This is a genomic window from Acuticoccus sp., assembly GCF_965213555.1.
GTDB lineage: Bacteria > Pseudomonadota > Alphaproteobacteria > Rhizobiales > Amorphaceae > Acuticoccus.
Genome location: NZ_OZ243890.1, coordinates 398,743 through 414,376, shown reverse-complemented (window position 1 = coordinate 414,376; position 15,634 = coordinate 398,743). Strand labels below are relative to the sequence as shown.

Annotated in this window: 10 protein-coding genes; all 10 read right to left on the bottom strand. The window is 60.8% G+C overall.

The genetic code is table 11. The annotated features are described in order from the left end of the window. Positions 1–232 precede the first annotated feature (232 nt). Complete coding sequence (locus ACOOE8_RS02165; RefSeq protein ID WP_420393252.1) at positions 233–1,291, bottom strand: hypothetical protein; 1,059 nt, start codon at positions 1,289–1,291, stop codon at positions 233–235. Beyond that, positions 1,288–1,572 carry a hypothetical protein gene (locus ACOOE8_RS02160; protein ID WP_420393251.1) on the bottom strand — a complete coding sequence of 95 codons (285 nt, stop codon included), beginning with the start codon at positions 1,570–1,572 and terminating at the stop codon, positions 1,288–1,290. The genes ACOOE8_RS02165 and ACOOE8_RS02160 overlap by 4 nt, the downstream gene beginning before the upstream one ends. 186 nt (positions 1,573–1,758) lie before the next feature. Beyond that, complete coding sequence (locus tag ACOOE8_RS02155; RefSeq protein ID WP_420393250.1) at positions 1,759–3,951, bottom strand: DUF3363 domain-containing protein; 2,193 nt, start codon at positions 3,949–3,951, stop codon at positions 1,759–1,761. A 472-nt stretch (positions 3,952–4,423) separates the two neighbouring features. Further along, positions 4,424–6,334, bottom strand: coding sequence for an ATP-dependent helicase (locus ACOOE8_RS02150; RefSeq protein ID WP_420393249.1), 1,911 nt, complete (start codon positions 6,332–6,334; stop codon positions 4,424–4,426). Beyond that, positions 6,331–8,244 carry an ATP-dependent nuclease gene (locus ACOOE8_RS02145; protein ID WP_420393248.1) on the bottom strand — a complete coding sequence of 638 codons (1,914 nt, stop codon included), beginning with the start codon at positions 8,242–8,244 and terminating at the stop codon, positions 6,331–6,333. The genes ACOOE8_RS02150 and ACOOE8_RS02145 overlap by 4 nt, the downstream gene beginning before the upstream one ends. Continuing rightward, positions 8,244–9,464 (bottom strand): GIY-YIG nuclease family protein, encoded by a 1,221-nt coding sequence (locus ACOOE8_RS02140; RefSeq protein ID WP_420393247.1) that lies wholly within the window; start codon positions 9,462–9,464, stop codon positions 8,244–8,246. Before ACOOE8_RS02140 ends, ACOOE8_RS02145 begins: the two co-directional genes overlap by 1 nt. After that, positions 9,457–11,511, bottom strand: a complete 2,055-nt coding sequence (locus tag ACOOE8_RS02135) for a DEAD/DEAH box helicase (protein WP_420393246.1) — start codon at positions 11,509–11,511, stop codon at positions 9,457–9,459. The genes ACOOE8_RS02140 and ACOOE8_RS02135 overlap by 8 nt, the downstream gene beginning before the upstream one ends. Further along, the gene (locus tag ACOOE8_RS02130) at positions 11,508–12,344 is read right to left on the bottom strand and encodes a hypothetical protein (RefSeq protein WP_420393245.1); all 837 of its coding nucleotides are present in this window, start codon (positions 12,342–12,344) and stop codon (positions 11,508–11,510) included. Before ACOOE8_RS02130 ends, ACOOE8_RS02135 begins: the two co-directional genes overlap by 4 nt. Beyond that, positions 12,341–15,175 carry a class I SAM-dependent DNA methyltransferase gene (locus ACOOE8_RS02125; protein WP_420393244.1) on the bottom strand — a complete coding sequence of 945 codons (2,835 nt, stop codon included), beginning with the start codon at positions 15,173–15,175 and terminating at the stop codon, positions 12,341–12,343. The genes ACOOE8_RS02130 and ACOOE8_RS02125 overlap by 4 nt, the downstream gene beginning before the upstream one ends. Next, positions 15,172–15,420 carry a HigA family addiction module antitoxin gene (locus ACOOE8_RS02120; protein WP_420393243.1) on the bottom strand — a complete coding sequence of 83 codons (249 nt, stop codon included), beginning with the start codon at positions 15,418–15,420 and terminating at the stop codon, positions 15,172–15,174. Before ACOOE8_RS02120 ends, ACOOE8_RS02125 begins: the two co-directional genes overlap by 4 nt. Between the last annotated feature and the right edge of the window lie 214 nt (positions 15,421–15,634).

The following is a 15,634-nucleotide window of genomic DNA, read 5'->3' as shown; positions in this document are numbered from 1 at the left end:
ATCTCTACGCCCCGCTACGCCGCGTGCTCCAGCGCGCGAATACAGGCGCGCGGCGGCTCCCGGCATTTCGTGGCGGTGGTGGGGTAGCGTGCTCGGCGCTCCCGCACCGTTCTTCTGTTCGGTGCGGGAGCGTTCATCCGTCCCGTCGCACCCCTCCGAAGCGGCGGACAGGCGGCGGCGGATATCGACCGATTGCAGACATTCAGCCACAGGCTTCGTGGTAATGCCGCAGTCAGCTGAACATCGAGAGCAGGGGTGCCCAGATCGGAGCCGAGGCTAACGCGTTACCAGCTGCGCCCCCGATTGCGCCTTCAACAACGGTCTTCAGGGACTTGCCGGCGGCTTTAACGATTGTCGGGTCAGGTTCATCGATCAGCTGAGCTTCGATGGTGGCGACCTGTGCATCGGCTCGGCGGCGCTGTGCGGCATCAAGGCCAAGTTCATCAACATGCCGTTTATAGAGGGCCACAATGGCCTTCAGGTCGTCAGTCGAGTAAGTAGTTGTCTGCACCCCGTGTCCGCCAGACGAGACGTGCTGTAACGGAGAGTTGTGCATAGCCCCGATATTGTAAGTTACCGCCGGTGCTGCTGTAGCGCGTCGTTGCTCTGCTCGCTTCCGCCCTGTGGACGAAAGGTCGACGTAGTACATTGCGCCTGTAGGATTGAGGATCGCCTCCTCTTTCACAAGGGCCTCCGCTGCATTGAAAAGACGATCCCGGTCCCATTCGGGAAAGAACTTCATCGCAGCATCTTGAACTGATGGTCGTTTACCGCTGGCCTTGCCCAGTTCGAACAGTGCCTGAAGCAACTCCTCTTTGTCTTCTTCAGCTGCTGTTCTCATTTCTGCCTCCTTCACCGGCAGAGTTGGGACAAGTTCGTCCATATAGGAGATGAAATCGCGGTTGAACGGGATAATCACCGCAGCGGTAATCTTTCTAATGTCGCCGACGATCTTGCGTCCGCTATAGTAGTATGTGTGGGCGAGGTTAAGGAACCAGTGTGGATCTTTCGCAGCACGCTCGATGAGCTGGATGGTTAGGCCAAGCTCCTCCTCGCGCGCAGATGGCCAGTTGAGCCGAGCGCTCCCCATCATGCCGCCGCCCTCGCTGGCACCCTCGAGAAACTTATCGAAGTCGGCCTTCGACCTAAGTCCATCCGTGATCGGTTTTAGATCGTTGGCGTTCAGTGCCGAGGCAAGCCGCTCAAGGGGACGCTCGAATGTATTGTAGTCCGCAGACTGCAAGTCCAAGACTGCGTTGTTCACTTCGCGTAACGCGGTTTTGATCGTCATGACTCGGACTCCCCTTCCGTACGGCCTGTGGCAGCACGATCAAGGATTGCCTGTCGATACCGCTCCTTCATCTCGATGACGATCTTTTGGACCATGTCGTTTTTGCTGTAATCGCCCACCCGTTCGTCGATCGCTGCCTCCATCTGCTGAATGGCAAGTTCGATGCTTTGGGGATCATGGGGATCGAAGCCAACGCTGGTGATTTCGCCGTCCAAGGCTGCGGTCGCCTTTTCAAGCTCTTTCATCTTCCGTATTAGCTCATCCAAGCCTTTCATCGCCATGTGTCTACTCCCTAGAGGTCTTCGCACTTATTGCCTCATCGAACATCAGCTTTCCACCAAAGCCGGTCATTCAGTCGGCGCAGAGATTCCGGCTTCGCTCCATCATCGAGTCAGGTTGGGTGCCACCAACATTGAGGGTGGTCGCTTGTCCGCCGATGCTCGCGAGTCCGGGCAATCGAGCGCCGATCAAAGCCCCAGCCCCCGGCTCCGCCCAAGCGTCCACTCGATCCCGCCGCCGGTGCTCGCGATTCCGGAGATATGCTGGCCAAGCCTCTTCTCCAGCGGGTCGCTCCACGGCACCAACTGGAAACCCAAACCATTGTCGATCATCGCGAACCGCCCGCTGGCAAGCTGGGTCGATCCGACCAGCGTGCCCGAGACATACTCGCCGGTCGCCGCCGCTTGCCATTCGCGCCCGCGCTCGGCTGCCAGACCTATGCCGACGCGAGTGACCTCGGTGCGCTCCAGTTTTTGGAGAATGTCCTTGGGCGCGTGGATGCGCCCGTCCTTCAGCGGGGTGGCATAGCCCATTGCGACGAGCGCCGTCCGCCGCCGTCGCATCGCCGCCGTCACGTCCGCGCCGAACCCGTGCGGCGAAAGCTGCGTGCGGTCGCGCGAGGCCAGCTCGCGGTCGAGCCATGTCGCGCCTTCATGGTCGATCTGACGGTCGAGGGGCAGGTGCGATAGCTCGCTTACGCGCGGCCCCGGCCCGACGCGCTGGCGGTCATAGGCCAGTCCGCGTTCGGGCAGGTCGGCGGGAACCTGCCAATGGTCGTCATGGATGCGTTCGACGATGTAGGCCCGACGTAGAGCCTCCAGCCTACGTACATACGACTGAACGTGACGCTCGTGATCGATCCGGGGCATGGTCTCCCGCACGGCCTCCAGATGCGTCGAGGGCCGATAGACGCCCTGGGCATCGGTGTGTTGCAGGATGTTGTCGTCGGCGACGCGTGGCGTGCTCGGCGGCGGCTCGATCGCGACGATGCTGCCGCGCCGGATGTCTTCGGCCTTGGCCGTCGGAACCTCAAGGTGATGGACTCGCCCGTCCACGCCGTCGATGGTAAGCTCGATGCGTTCGCCCAGCTCGTCGCCGCCCAGCCCCTTGGCGACGACGCGCCCGATGATCCGCTCCCTGGGTGCCGTGCCGTGAAGCGCGTAGCCCGCATAGGATCGCTGCTCGGCGATCCCATCGCGCTCCAGTGCCTGGTGCATGGTCTTGATGATGTCGCCCCGCGTGCCCAGCTCGCGGAGCATCGGTTCGGCGCGCGGCGAGATGGTCCAGATGCCCGATGTATGTTCGGTCGCCAGCCCCATGCGCTCCAGCTTGCGGGCGCGGTCGATCAGCAGCGCCCGGTTCTGCCGGGCGGTTTCGAGCATGTCCCTGTCGGGACGCAGATCGGAAAACTCGTCGCGTTCCTGCGCCGCGATCAACATCCGGTCGAGCCGCGTGAACCGCTCGGCGTCCACCTCGCGCTCAAGCTGGCGGCTGACCTCCTGCTCGGTCTGGCGCCCCAGCTCCAGGGTGACGATCTCGCCCGCCCGTTCGCGGATGCCGTGAGCGATATAGTCGCCGGCGATATTGAGCATCTTGCCGTCGTCGGTGACGCCGCGCATCAGGATGTGGGTATGCGGGTGGCCGGTGTTGTGGTGATCGACCGCTATCCAGTCGAGCTTGGTGCCGAGATCGGATTCCATCTGGGTCATCAGGTCGCGCGTGGTCTGGCGCAGGTCGGACAGCTCGACGCCCTCCTCGGCCGACACGATGAAGCGGAACTGGTGCCGGTCCTCGCGGCCCCGATCGAGGAAAGCGGGACCATCGGCGATGTCCCTGTCGGCGGAATAGACCTGGCCCTTCTCGCCGTCGCGGGTTACGCCGTCGCGCTCCAGGTAGCGAAGGTGCGCGTCCACCGCCTTGCCGCTGACGAACTGCCGTCCCCGTGCCGCGCCGCGCTGGGGATTGAGCTTCACCACGCGAGCCTTGACCGTCACCCGGCGCGACCGGGTTCGGACGCCGCTCACGTCCCGGCTCCACCCGTTCCGGCCCTTCAATCCCGCCGCGACCTGAGCGCCCCGGCCCCGAGCGTTGAACCGGCCGCTTCCCTTCCCCGTCCCGGCCAGTCTATTGGGGTTGCCGCCCGCCCGGCGGATGGCCTGATGCACCTCACCGATGAAGGACTTGGGTCGCGCCCGCACGACCCTCGGCAAACGGGTCGCGCCCCGGTCACGGACCTTGCCGGGGCGGATGCGGAAGCTGTCGTCGTCGCGTGTCATGACGCGACGATTGAGGGCCGGAATCAGCGATGCAAGACAGTAAATCGAGGCGTAGGATCGTAGCGCGTAAATACTTGCGACCGGCGGCAAACGGCGGTTCTGCATTCTCCGCACCTTGCGATGGGTGCCACTCGGAGCGTTGATATTAAACGAGAAAATAGCTTCAGCGCCACCCGCACACCTCGCGGAGCCGATCGCGTAGCGCCGAAAAACAATGTGCAGACAAACACTTAGGAACGAAGTTCCGGCAGCGAGGAATCTCGCTTTATCTTGCCGTCAACTTTCTTCCGGCTTTCTGCTCCATGCCACAATCCTCAACTTGGAGTTCGCCCACGACTCAGCTCAAAAAGAATCCGGCAGAGAAGCGACCACGAACTTGCGGCCGATTGACGGTTAACTTGCACGTGGATCGCGATTCATGCGCTACCGAAACGTCGCTGCGCGTGCTTACAGACGACGGTCAAGCGGCCGTCGCGTTGGCGCTTGTGCGAACGCGGATGGAACACTTGGTGGAGGTCGATGGCTTGAAGAAGAGTGAAAACGTCGACACTTCTTCAACACGAACGCAGCAAGCTTGTCAGCCATTTGGGTGCGCAAGACCCATCTCAACCAGAAAACGCGACGGCTGCTTGTTCCAACCGCGATAGGTTTTTGCGCGACTCAGGATGAGCGATTCCTTGGCGCGGGTGATCGCGACGAAGCAGTTGCGTCGCTCCTCCTCCATTTCAGGGCTGGTGTCACCTTTCTGGCGACTCTGGAACGAGGGCAGAATGTCTTCGGCGAGGCCGATCAGATAAACAAAGTCGAACTCGCGGCCTTTCGTTCCATGCACCGTCATAAGGGTGACGGTGTGGGCCTGCGGCGATGGTGCCTTTGAGCGCAGTTGAAGCTGCTGCAAAAATTCATCGAGCGAGATGTTGCGCCCGAAGTGCCGGGCGATATCGCCGGAAATCTCGCGCCATGCCGCGAGATCTTCCACCAAATCCGAGTCAGGATCGTCGCCCGATGCCCGCGCGTCCAACTCAGCAAGGACCGTGTCGATGATGGTTCTTGCGGAAGCTGAATCGAGGCGAGCTGCGGCTTCAAGGAGCTTTGCGTGTGGCGAGGAAGCGTCGATCTCAAAGTTGGCCGCCGTAATCCATGTGCTTAAATAGGCTACACCGCTCGCCTCGGCGTCGGACAAGACCTGCCCGACGGCGATCTGAACCTCGGCAAACCGATTGAAGGCGGCAATCAGCGCGGCCATGTTGCGCCGGTCGAGCGGGCGCACGGTCTGGATAAGACATGCGACCAGCCATCGGACTTCGGCGGACAGAAAATCGTCGCGGCGCTGCGCGATGACTGCGGGCACCTGAACGGCTTGAAGCGCCCTCTGCATCTTTTCCAGCAATGCGCGGGTTCTGGCGAGAACGGTGATCTGGCTCCATTGATCCTTCCCGTGCGCGGCGATCTCCTCGGCGATCTTCTCCGCCTCGATCTCGTCGGATTCAAAGGCACGAAGCTGGATGTGCTCTTGTTCGGGGAGCTTGAGATCGGTCTTGCCAGCGACGAGCGGCTTCTTCGCGTCCGTCCGCTGGACGTTATACGCTACAAGCCGGTTCGCTGCAGCGACGATGGCGGGCGGGCAGCGGTAGTTCGTCGGCAACTGAATCAGTTGTGGCTGGAAGTCGGCGCGAAAGCGTTGAATCTGCCGGAAGCTGGCCCCGTTCCATTGATAGATGATCTGGTCGTCGTCCGCGACGGCGAATACGTTTTTGAACTCGTCGCCAGCCACCGTGCGAATGAGCCGGTATTGAGCGTCATTCGTGTCCTGAAACTCGTCGAGCAGCCAATAGGGATAGGACCGACGATAGCGGACCGCGATGGCGGGAAAAGTCGAGAACAGGCGAAACGCCTCGAAAATGAGGGAGTTGAAGTCGAGGACGTTCAACCGGCGCAATTCACTTTCGTAAGCCTCATAGGCTTGCGCGATGGATTGGGGATCGGCGGCGCGCGTGATGCGGGACGCCGCATCTTTGGGTTCGATCAGCTTGGTTTTCATGCGATCGATCAGGCCAAGATAGCGGACGCCCTCTGCGTCCATGTCCGCACGTTTCAGCGCGTCCTCAAGAACAGCCTTCCGGTCATCGTCCTGGGAATAGATGGCGAAGTCCGGTTTGATGCCGAGATGGATGCCGTGCTGTCGCAGCACCTGTCCACAAAAGCTATGGAACGTCCCGATATTTGCGCGACCTTCAAGGCCGGGAACGAAGGTTGCGACACGCTCCTTCATTTCGTCGGCGGCTTTGTTCGTGAACGTCAAGGCGAGAATGCGGAATGACTGGTCGCGGCCCGCGTCGAGCAGGCGAGCGATCCGACAGGTGAGCACCTGCGTTTTCCCCGATCCCGGTCCCGCAAGAACCAGCATCGCGCCGTCGCCCCACGCGACGGCTTCACGCTGAATGTCCGTCAGCTTCGCGAACGCAGGTTCGAGTGGATTGTCTGTCATGTCAGCCCCCGAAGGTCCGCAATCGCGTCGCGAAAGGCTTGGGGCATGCGCCCAGCAAGCGCGACGTTCCCACGCAATATGGTCGCGAGCGCCCCAGCGTAGGCCGTTTTGTTATCGCGCAGTTGCCCTAGCAGAGTCGCCTGGTCGGCTGTCGCAGCACCGGCGACGCCGATCTGGATGAGCGCGTTCCTGAGTTCGGCCTCAAGGCCGTCGGCCATCATCTGTTCCTCAAGGTCGCCTGCGGCATGAGTCCGGCAACGAGCTTTAACAAACGCCGCCGAGAAATCCCTCGCGGCAACGCTCTGGCAGTATTGATGCCCTGCTCCATCGCCGTCGAAAACGGCAAGCCACGGTATCGCGAGCGCCCGTGCGAGCACCGCAAAGGTAGCGGGGTTGCCGTTGTTCTTGGCGTCGATTAACGCGACGCCGTGCTCGTCGAGGTCATATCCGAGTTCGCGCGCCACGGCATGAACGAGCAGGTAATCTGCCTGTCCCTCCACGATGAACCAGCGCCGGGCAAAGAAGATTTCGCCGCGTATCCGTCGCGCACAGGTTTCCAGCGACCTCAATTCCTCGTCGCTGACAAAGAGGAGCGAACGGTCATGCAGTTCACGCAGGACACCGTGAATGACTGCCCTGTCGGCGTGGGTGCCGTAACAGGTCAACAAATTTCGGTATGGATTCTGTTCGATCTTGCCGTGAACGGTCAGCAGCTCGGCAGCGCGATCATATTCGATCAATCCGCCGCTTCCGGCAACGACGGCATCGAGAGCCGCAACATGGGGAATACGCGCGGAAAAACTCGGCGGCAGCGATCGGACTTCGGTGCCGTTGTCGGTCAGCCGGACAAGGCGTAGGTCCCGGAACGGAACGTGCTGCACAAAGTAGGGCGAATGCGTGGTGATGATCTTTTGGCCGGGCAGCGCATTGATGTGCGTCCAGAGCGTGCGCGCCGCCTGTGGATGCAAATGCGTCTCGGGTTCTTCAAGCGCCAGCACGGGTGCGCTGTCCGCTTCGTAGAGTTCTGCAAGCAAGTGTTCCACAAAAGCCTGGAACAGGAAAATGACGGAGAGGCTTTGCACGCCCTGGCCGTGCCGTTGCAGCGGGAGCCACGGCCAGTCCGGTTCATTGCGCAGAATGATCTCTGCCTTGGAAAGCAAATCCCACGACTTGAGGGGAACAAGCCGAAGATCGAAGCTACCATCGCGATCGCGTGCTGCGACCCGCGTTGCGCCGGACAGCGTGCCGGCAATTTGGGCTAGACGAGGATCGGCTTGCAGCAGCTTCCTGTTCAGAAGATCAAGAACGCGCTGGATTTTGGTTTCCAGCGCGGACGGAATCTCCATAGCCTTCAGCAATCGACCCCAGAACTGCGAACGCGGCGAAAACTCGTCGTCCACGTCGCGCAGTGCGCCGAGGTAAAATACCGGCAGATACTGCCAGAAGCGTTCGAGATTCATCCGCCGCGCCGATCCGCCAACGAGCGGAGCGTGGCCCGCGTTCAGGAATACCCATGACGGCTCGAAGCTCCCCTCCGCCTCGCTCCAAGCACAGCTTGCACGAAGAATGATGAAGGTCTTGCCCGTTGCGGGATCGGTCTGAGCGATCTCGTCGAGGTCCTGTTGTAACGCATCGGGCCATTCCCCCGCCTGCTGCTCCTCAACCCGAATCTCTATCGAGACGCCGGGAGGGGCTTTCGGGTCGGCATGTTCGTCAGCGAGGTGAACATCGTATTCGGTGAAGCCGGTGCCACGCTGTCCCCAGCGGCGCGTCAGGACAATCCTGATGGCGTCAAGAATGGCAGTCTTGCCCGCATTGTTCGGGCCAATCAGGACGGTTGTCTCGTTGAGATCGAGGTCGAGCGCCTTGATCGAGCGAAAATTCTCAATGGTGAGGCGGGTGATGCGCACTAAGCACCAACCTTGGAGTACGGCCTATCAGCACGCACGAGCCGGGCCGTTTGAGGGTCGTAGGTATATTCAGTGATCGTGCCGTCCTTGATCCGCTCAACCGCCTCGTCGACGACGAAACGCGGCACAAGGAACCATTCGCGCGGGATTACCGGATTGCCGAAGCGATCCGTGATTTCGATGTCGAGCCGGGCGGGGTCGAAGACGCGGTGAATCAGGTTTTCGAGCTTGGTGCGATTGATGTTGAACAACTCATAGGTGGCGACGATTTCAACGTCGGCCATGAGGAAGGTGGGGTCGAGTTTGACGTTAGCGATGCGCCGCGCCACGTTGCCCCCCGTGACGCCGATCTTGTGTAGAATGCCGCGGTCGGCCGCGACGAGCGGATGATCGGACTTGCTGCGCAGCACATAAATGGTGCCGCTCGCCAGGTCGTCGTCGTTGCTTTCACCGGCAAATAGAGGACCGGCGGCGGGTTCCGTGATCCGCCTTCCGGCTTCATCCTTATATAAGGCGCGCTGGAGGGACCGCCGCAGCAGATTGCTTTCGGTCCCGTTGGAATAGATGACGCGCAGGCGTGCGTCGAACTCCCCGTTTGGGGCTTTTAGAGTGTCCCCGACCTCGGCGACATAGGCCGTCTGGCCGCCGAGAATGAAGAACTGCCCCTCGGTGATGTCCGCTTTCAGGAATCCGGCATCCTTCACGAATGGGCGAGTGGTCCGAACGCCGGAGTCGAGGTCGCCCTGAACCTGAGCGAACAACGGCTTGAATCTTTCAAAATCTGGACACGGCTCACGGTTAGCGATTTCCTCGGCGGCGCGCTTTTCGGCACTGGCCCGGACATGGCGAAGCTCGGTGATGTCCGACGTCCCCGCCGCGCCTTCCAGCTCGGCCAGCAGTTCGTCCTCGTCCATCTCCTCCTTCGGCAGAGCGGCACCGGTTTCGGCACCGGCCAGCAAGCCCTGATGGTCGAGCGGCGCGAGAAGCGAACGACATTCCTCAAGGGCGCGTAGGCGATCGAGCCGCACCGCATAAAGACGCTCGAAGATGTCCCGCTCCTCGCCATGCTGCGGAGCGTGGTCATGCCCGTTCACAAATCGCTGGATCTCCTCAAATCCAGCGATGATGCGTTCTTCGCGCGGGGAGCGACCGGCCCTCTTCTCCGGTTGGGCGAAGTCGTCGAGTTCGGAGCGCAGCTCGTCGAGGTCGAGGTCACTCATAGCGGCCCTCATCCTTGAAGCGCACGAAGGCGGCGGCGCCCTCGGCCATCCGTTTCTCCCAGGCATCGGTCGAGCTGATGGAAGGCAACCGGCCGCGCTCTTTTTTGAAGCGGACAGCCCGGACGGCAATCTCCTTGGCTTCCTCGGGCGTCAGGCTGGTGCGCTTGGCGGCAATCGCCGCCGCGACTTGCTTCAGGCTCTCCTCGCTCATGGTCTTGGCGAGGATCGCATAGGCTTCGCCGAACGGATTGATCCGGTCGATCAGGTCGATGTCCAGCTCGCGCACGTCCATTGCAAATTTGCGCACGCCGTCGATCAGCGCGGTGTTGGCACCGGGTTCTGCGTCGCCACCGCCAAGCGCAACCTGCTTAGCCTGCTGGGTGAGATTGAGGGCAGCGATGGCGTGCTGACGCACCGCCTCCTGATCCTCTTCGTCCAGCTCGGGATATTTGTCCTTGATGATCTTGCCGAGGCGGAGCTGGGTCAGCTCCTCGGGCACAAGCTCTTCGTCAAACAGGCCGCGCTCGATGGCGGTCTTTTCCTGAACGAAGGAGGCAATCACCTCGTTCAAATCCTCCTGACAGATGCGCGCCGCCTCCTTACTCCTGGGTTCGGCGAGGCCCTTGATCTCGATCTGGAAGCTGCCGCGTTCCTCATTGAAACCGACATTGCACCTCTCGGGATCATAGCCGCCCTCGCCATAATCGAAGCCGGGCGTCGCGACGTTGGTCGGATTCTTGGGCTTGAACTCGAAACGAGGCGCAAGCACCTGCTCCATCAGCAGGCTGGCGGCGATGGCTTTGAGCGTGTCGTTTACGGCCTCGGTAACTGCCGCTTCGGCGGCATCGGGTTCGGCGATCAGATTGGTGAAGCGCGCACGGGTCTTTCCCGGCGCGTCGCGGGTGGCGCGACCGATGATCTGCACGATCTCGGTCAGGCTGGAACGATAGCCGACGGTCAGCGCGTGCTCGCACCAAATCCAGTCGAAGCCTTCCTTCGCCATGCCCAGCGCGATGATGATGTCCACATAATCGCGGTTGTTCTTTTGCGCGGGGTCTTTCAGCGCGGCGGAAACGCGGTCGCGCTTGGCCACGTCGTCGTCCACCAGGTCGGCGATGCGCAGGATGCGGCCTTCCGGCGTCTTGACCAACTGAAAGCCGGTGGCCGGGTCGGTGCCCTGCCAGTCGCCCAGCTCCTCGATGATGTGCTCCACCTCCCTGATTTTGTCCTTCGTGCTCTCGCGCGAGTTGACGTTGGGGATGTGGATGATGGTTTTTTCGGCGGGGTCCAGCACCCCAAGAATCTCGTCGGCATAGGAACCGGAATAGAAGAAATAGCCGATGTCGAGCTGTTTCAGATATTCGTAGCCGTTGAGCTGCTCATAGTAGGTGTAGGTGACGGCATCGAACCTGGACTCGTCCTGCGGGGCCAGGACGGCTTCGGCATCGCCCCGGAAATAGGAGCCGGTCATCGCCACGACATGCACGCGGTCGCGGGTGATGAACTGGCCGAGATGCAGCCCCAGCTTATTGTCGGGGTTGACGGAAACGTGGTGGAACTCGTCCACGGCGATCAGCCGCTCGTCGAACGCCTCGATCCCGAACCTGTCCACGGCGAAGCGGAAGGTGGCATGGGTGCAGACCAGCACCTGGTCATCGCTGGCGAGGAAAGCGCCGACAGAAGTGACCTTGCCGCCGTCTTCGCCGGGGGCGTTGCACAGATTCCACCTGGGAGCGACAATCCAATCCGCCCAAAAGCCGAACTTGGTCAGCGGCTCGTCGTTGAAGCTCGCGCCGATGCTCTTCTCCGGCACGACGATTATCGCCTGTTTCAGCCCCTGATTGGCAAGCTTGTCGAGCGCGATGAACATGAGCGCCCGGCTTTTGCCCGACGCCGGCGGCGACTTGATGAGCAGATATTGCTCGCCGCGCTTCTCATAGGCGCGCTCCTGCATCGGCCGCATTCCGAGCGCGTTCGACTTGGTGGAGCTGCCGTTGCGCGCATAGGAAACCGACACGGAGGGAACAGATTTGGCTTCTGGTTTCACTTTCTTTCCCCCGCGACACTGGCAAGCGCCGCCTTAAGCACCTGAAAACAGACTTTCGCCGTATGCTGATCCGGCGTGAAGCCGGATAGCATCTGTTCGTATGGGTGGATGTAGTTGCGAAAATCCCGAAGCCCGTGACTGAATTTCTTCACATCGGGTTTCAGCAGGCCAGCTTCGCAGGCGACATCTATGAACTGGGCGAGGCTCCACTCGTGAAAGCGTTTTACGCTGCCGTCGGCGGCCTTCGGGCTGGCTGAAGCTCGATTGAAGCGCACTGGCTCTTTCTGTGCCGCCCCGAGAAGGACGGCTTCCAGCACGCTGCCGCATAGGAAGATGGTGGAAAGATACGCGCCCGCGCCCATTGCTGTCCGCGCTTCATCAAGGCGGCTCTCGATGATGGGCACGGCGAGCGCCTCAATCGGCAGTTTCCGAATGTTGGGGATCGAAAATTCGCTATGCAGAAAATCGTCAACCGTCTGGGTCGGCTTTATCGACGGCGCGGGCACCCCTGAAAGCCGCGCGACCATTCCCCGAGATTTTTCGAGGACGGATGCTTCTGCGTCCCGGTTGTTCAGGCTGCAATCGGCCTCATATGCGTCCAGCATCTCCCCAAGCACTTTTGCGACCAGAACATCCGGCTCCTGTTCCCAGAAAGATCGCATCTTCTTGGCCTTGGAGGTGCCATAGGTCTGATATTTCTGGCCGTGAATGTTGACTCCGTGGCGATTGAAAAGTTCGCCGAAAGTCGCGTCGGAGTAATCTAGAACGTAGCCGCTCTGCATCCCCAGCAGCTTTTCAAAATAGCGTTTCTCGATGTCGGTGAGGCTGCTCATGCTGTCCCCACCTGTAGCCTCTTCCTCGTACCCGCTCCGGTGGTCATCTTGGTATATAGCTCGAACAGCTTTTCCAGCCGTTCGGTATCGTTCTTGAAGCGGCGCCCGATATAGATGCGCTCCAGCACCTCATCGTTACGCTCGTGCGCCTCACGTAGATCGGGAAAATCCCGATCCATCCGTTGGGGGTCGTAAAACTCCGCGATGGTGGCCGGGAAATGCGCTTCGCGCGCCAACAGAATGTTTTCGGCGCAGCGGGTCAGGTCGGCCTTGTTCTTCTCGGTCAGCGGAGGGATCGGGAAGGTGTTCCAGCCCATCGTATTGGAATAGCGGTAATCAGTCTTGAACTTCCCGCAAACCGTTGCAACCCAGATGAAGTGCAGTCGGGAATTGAGGATGGCAATGTCCGCAATCGGTCCATCCAACTGCGCGAACGAGAGGTTCGTAATGATCGCGCCTGGGGCTTCTAACCCTGCCGGGATGAACTCCCGTTTTTCGGACGTGAGCACAGGCACGAGAGTTACCTTCTCAAGCCCGGTCTGCTTCACTTCCTGAAACCGATGTGGCCTATTTGCGCTCGCCTTAGTCGCGGGCTTCGGACTGGCTAGTCGCATCTCGCGGACGCCATCCAGCCTGCGTTTCAAATATTCATCCTGCTCAGCAATGGATGCGTCCTCATTGCCAATCCAGAGAGCATATCGAACGATCCCTTTGTTATGTTCGTTGGCTCCAAAGACGCGCTTCAAGAACCGCGCCGCCGCCGGGGAGTCTGCCAGCAACCGGTTGCGTTCGTTGGGAGTGAGCAAGAGGTGCCCCCCCTCGACGGGCTTTCCGCCAGCATCGATCTCCCGTCGCCCGGAAGGTGGCGCGCTGCGGGAATGCACAATGATGTCCTGCGCCGCCACCAAATACGCGTTGATATTGGGAACCTTCTGCACGATCGGTTCGCCATTGTCGGATATTGAAAACAGTTGCCTGAGGATGGGTGAGCCATTGGCGATCGCGACAATCACGACGGTCACACCGGCGTTGTAGCTTGCCAGATTGGCCCATTTGAAACTGGTGTGAGCAAAGGCTATTTCATGTCTAGTGGCGAAAATCAGGGGCCAGAGGATCGGCACCTGCTGGCCTTGGCAGATGCTGTTTGTCGAAACGAACGCGGCCGTTGCCTTGGTTCGGGTTCCATAGTCCGCCGCCTTTATGAACCATCCGGCGACGTAATCGAGTGACTTCCAGTTATTTGTGCGATGGCCGAAAATGGCCTCCAAATCCGCTTTGCGCCTTTCAGCTTCCTTCCTCAGTCGATCTTTCACTTCTGCGCTTGCATCCCTGGGAGCTGTTACCGTCGCGCCTGCATAAGGCGGGTTGCCGCAGATATACGTCTCGCCCCCCTCGTTCTCGAAGTCGATCTGTGCCTGATCGAGCGGCGTCTGAAACAGGTCATCCCCTTTTAGCTTCACGCCCCTCCCGGTCGGCGGGCAAATGCTCAGCCAATCGAGCCGGAGAGCATTGCCGCAGGTGATCCAGTTTTGACTGTCGAGCGGCAAGAACTCGGCCAAGGCGAGCTTCTGCCCGCGATACAGCACGTCGCACTGAAACTCCGCGATGATGAGCGCGAGGCGGGCCACCTCGGCCGGGAAGTCGCGCAGTTCGATGCCGCGAAAGTTCGTGAGCGGGATGGCCGAAGGCCGGTCCGCTTCGCCGCGCCGCCGAGTGATCTCGGCCTCGATCGCCCGCATTTCCTTATAGGCGATGACAAGGAAATTCCCGCTGCCGCAGGCAGGGTCGAATACGCGGATTTTCGCCATGCGGCTGCGCAGGTTGAGCAGCTTGCGCGGGTTGTCGCCCGCCTCCTCCAGCTGCGTTCGCAGGTCGTCGAGGAAGAGCGGGTTCAGCACCTTCAGGATATTGGGGACGCTGGTGTAGTGCATCCCCAGCGCGCCGCGCTCCTCGTCGTCGGCGACGGCCTGGATCATCGATCCGAAAATGTCCGGGTTGATCTTCGTCCAGTCGAGGTTGCCGATGTGGAGAAGATAGGAACGCGCGATCCGGCTGAAGCGCGGCGCCTCCAGCCTTCCCGAAAACAGCCCACCGTTGACGTAGGGAAAGCCATCAGCCCAACGCGGCAGTCCGGCGCGAGGTTTGTCGGCGGGGATGGTGTTCATCGCGCGGAACAGTTCGCCGATAACCTCGTGGGTGTTGGACGAATCCCGCGCGCTCATCCTCTCGACCGTGTCGGTGAAGCGATAGCTCCCGTGAAAGATGTCGGTGTCCTCGGCGAAAAAGCAGAAGATCAGCCGCGCCATGAAATTGTTCATGTCGGGGCGGCGCTCGGCGGTTCCCCAATCGGGATTGTCCTTCAGTAGCTCGACATAGAGTTTGTTCAGGCGGCTGGTCGCGCGGATGTCGAAAGAGCTCTCGCGGAGCTGCTTGACGGTGGTGATACCGGCCAGCGGCAGAAAAAACCCGAAATGGTCGGGGAAATCGGCATAGTCGCAGGCGAGCGTTTCACCCGTTTCCACATCCTCGGCCTCGAACGTGTCGCCGTCCGTCGCCAACACGAACTTCGCCTTCGCGCGGGCCGTGGCCGGGCTATCCCTGAGCGCGGCCAATGTTTTCGTGACCTGGCCCGGCGCGCTAACGGCAATATGAACGTGGTTGGTTTGAAGAACGCCGCCAAGGTCGGACTTGTTCGACGCGCCCGCGCGCAGTCGCTTGATGGTCGTCGCCTTGTTTCCAAAGGCTTCAAGGAACGAAAACGGAAACTCCTCGGGATCAAACGGGCGTTCTGCCAGCGCGGAGACGGCTTCTTCGATTTCGACGGCGTTCATGCTTCTCCTCGCCTTTCCGCGACTGGCTGTGCGGTCGTGCTGAAAGGCTCCACCGTGATCTTGTTTGCCCGTCGCATGACCTCGGCTAACTCGTAGTCAAGTTGCTGGATCAGCCATTCGCGGGCCGGCGTACCGAACGCCTTTTCGAGACGGACGGCCATTTCGGGCGAGATGCCTGACCGGGCGTTCAGCAGGTTGCTGAGGGTCTGCCGATCGACGCCAAGGATTCGGGCGGCGTCAGTCACGCTCAACCCATTCCTTTCAATGCAATCTTGCCGAACGGTTGTTCCTGGGTGCATTGCGTGTCATATCGTCTCGCTCTTGGGAGGCATACCGTATAGTGATAATCGACACTCGACAATCCGCTTAAGGTCGGCTCTTCCGGCTGCGCTACGGCGTTGCGATGCAGGCCGATCACGCTGAGCTAAGCGTAATTACGGATACCCGGTCGGACGGAAG

What these genes read in the sequence shown, in the direction of transcription:
- ACOOE8_RS02155 (WP_420393250.1), bottom strand. Translation starts at nt 3,951, where the DNA reads ATGCAGAACCGCCGTTTGCCGCCGGTCGCAAGTATTTACGCGCTACGA.
- ACOOE8_RS02140 (WP_420393247.1), bottom strand. Translation starts at nt 9,464, where the DNA reads ATGAGTGACCTCGACCTCGACGAGCTGCGCTCCGAACTCGACGACTTC.
- ACOOE8_RS02150 (WP_420393249.1), bottom strand. Translation starts at nt 6,334, where the DNA reads ATGACAGACAATCCACTCGAACCTGCGTTCGCGAAGCTGACGGACATT.
- ACOOE8_RS02165 (WP_420393252.1), bottom strand. Translation starts at nt 1,291, where the DNA reads ATGACGATCAAAACCGCGTTACGCGAAGTGAACAACGCAGTCTTGGAC.
- ACOOE8_RS02130 (WP_420393245.1), bottom strand. Translation starts at nt 12,344, where the DNA reads ATGAGCAGCCTCACCGACATCGAGAAACGCTATTTTGAAAAGCTGCTG.
- ACOOE8_RS02160 (WP_420393251.1), bottom strand. Translation starts at nt 1,572, where the DNA reads ATGGCGATGAAAGGCTTGGATGAGCTAATACGGAAGATGAAAGAGCTT.
- ACOOE8_RS02125 (WP_420393244.1), bottom strand. Translation starts at nt 15,175, where the DNA reads ATGAACGCCGTCGAAATCGAAGAAGCCGTCTCCGCGCTGGCAGAACGC.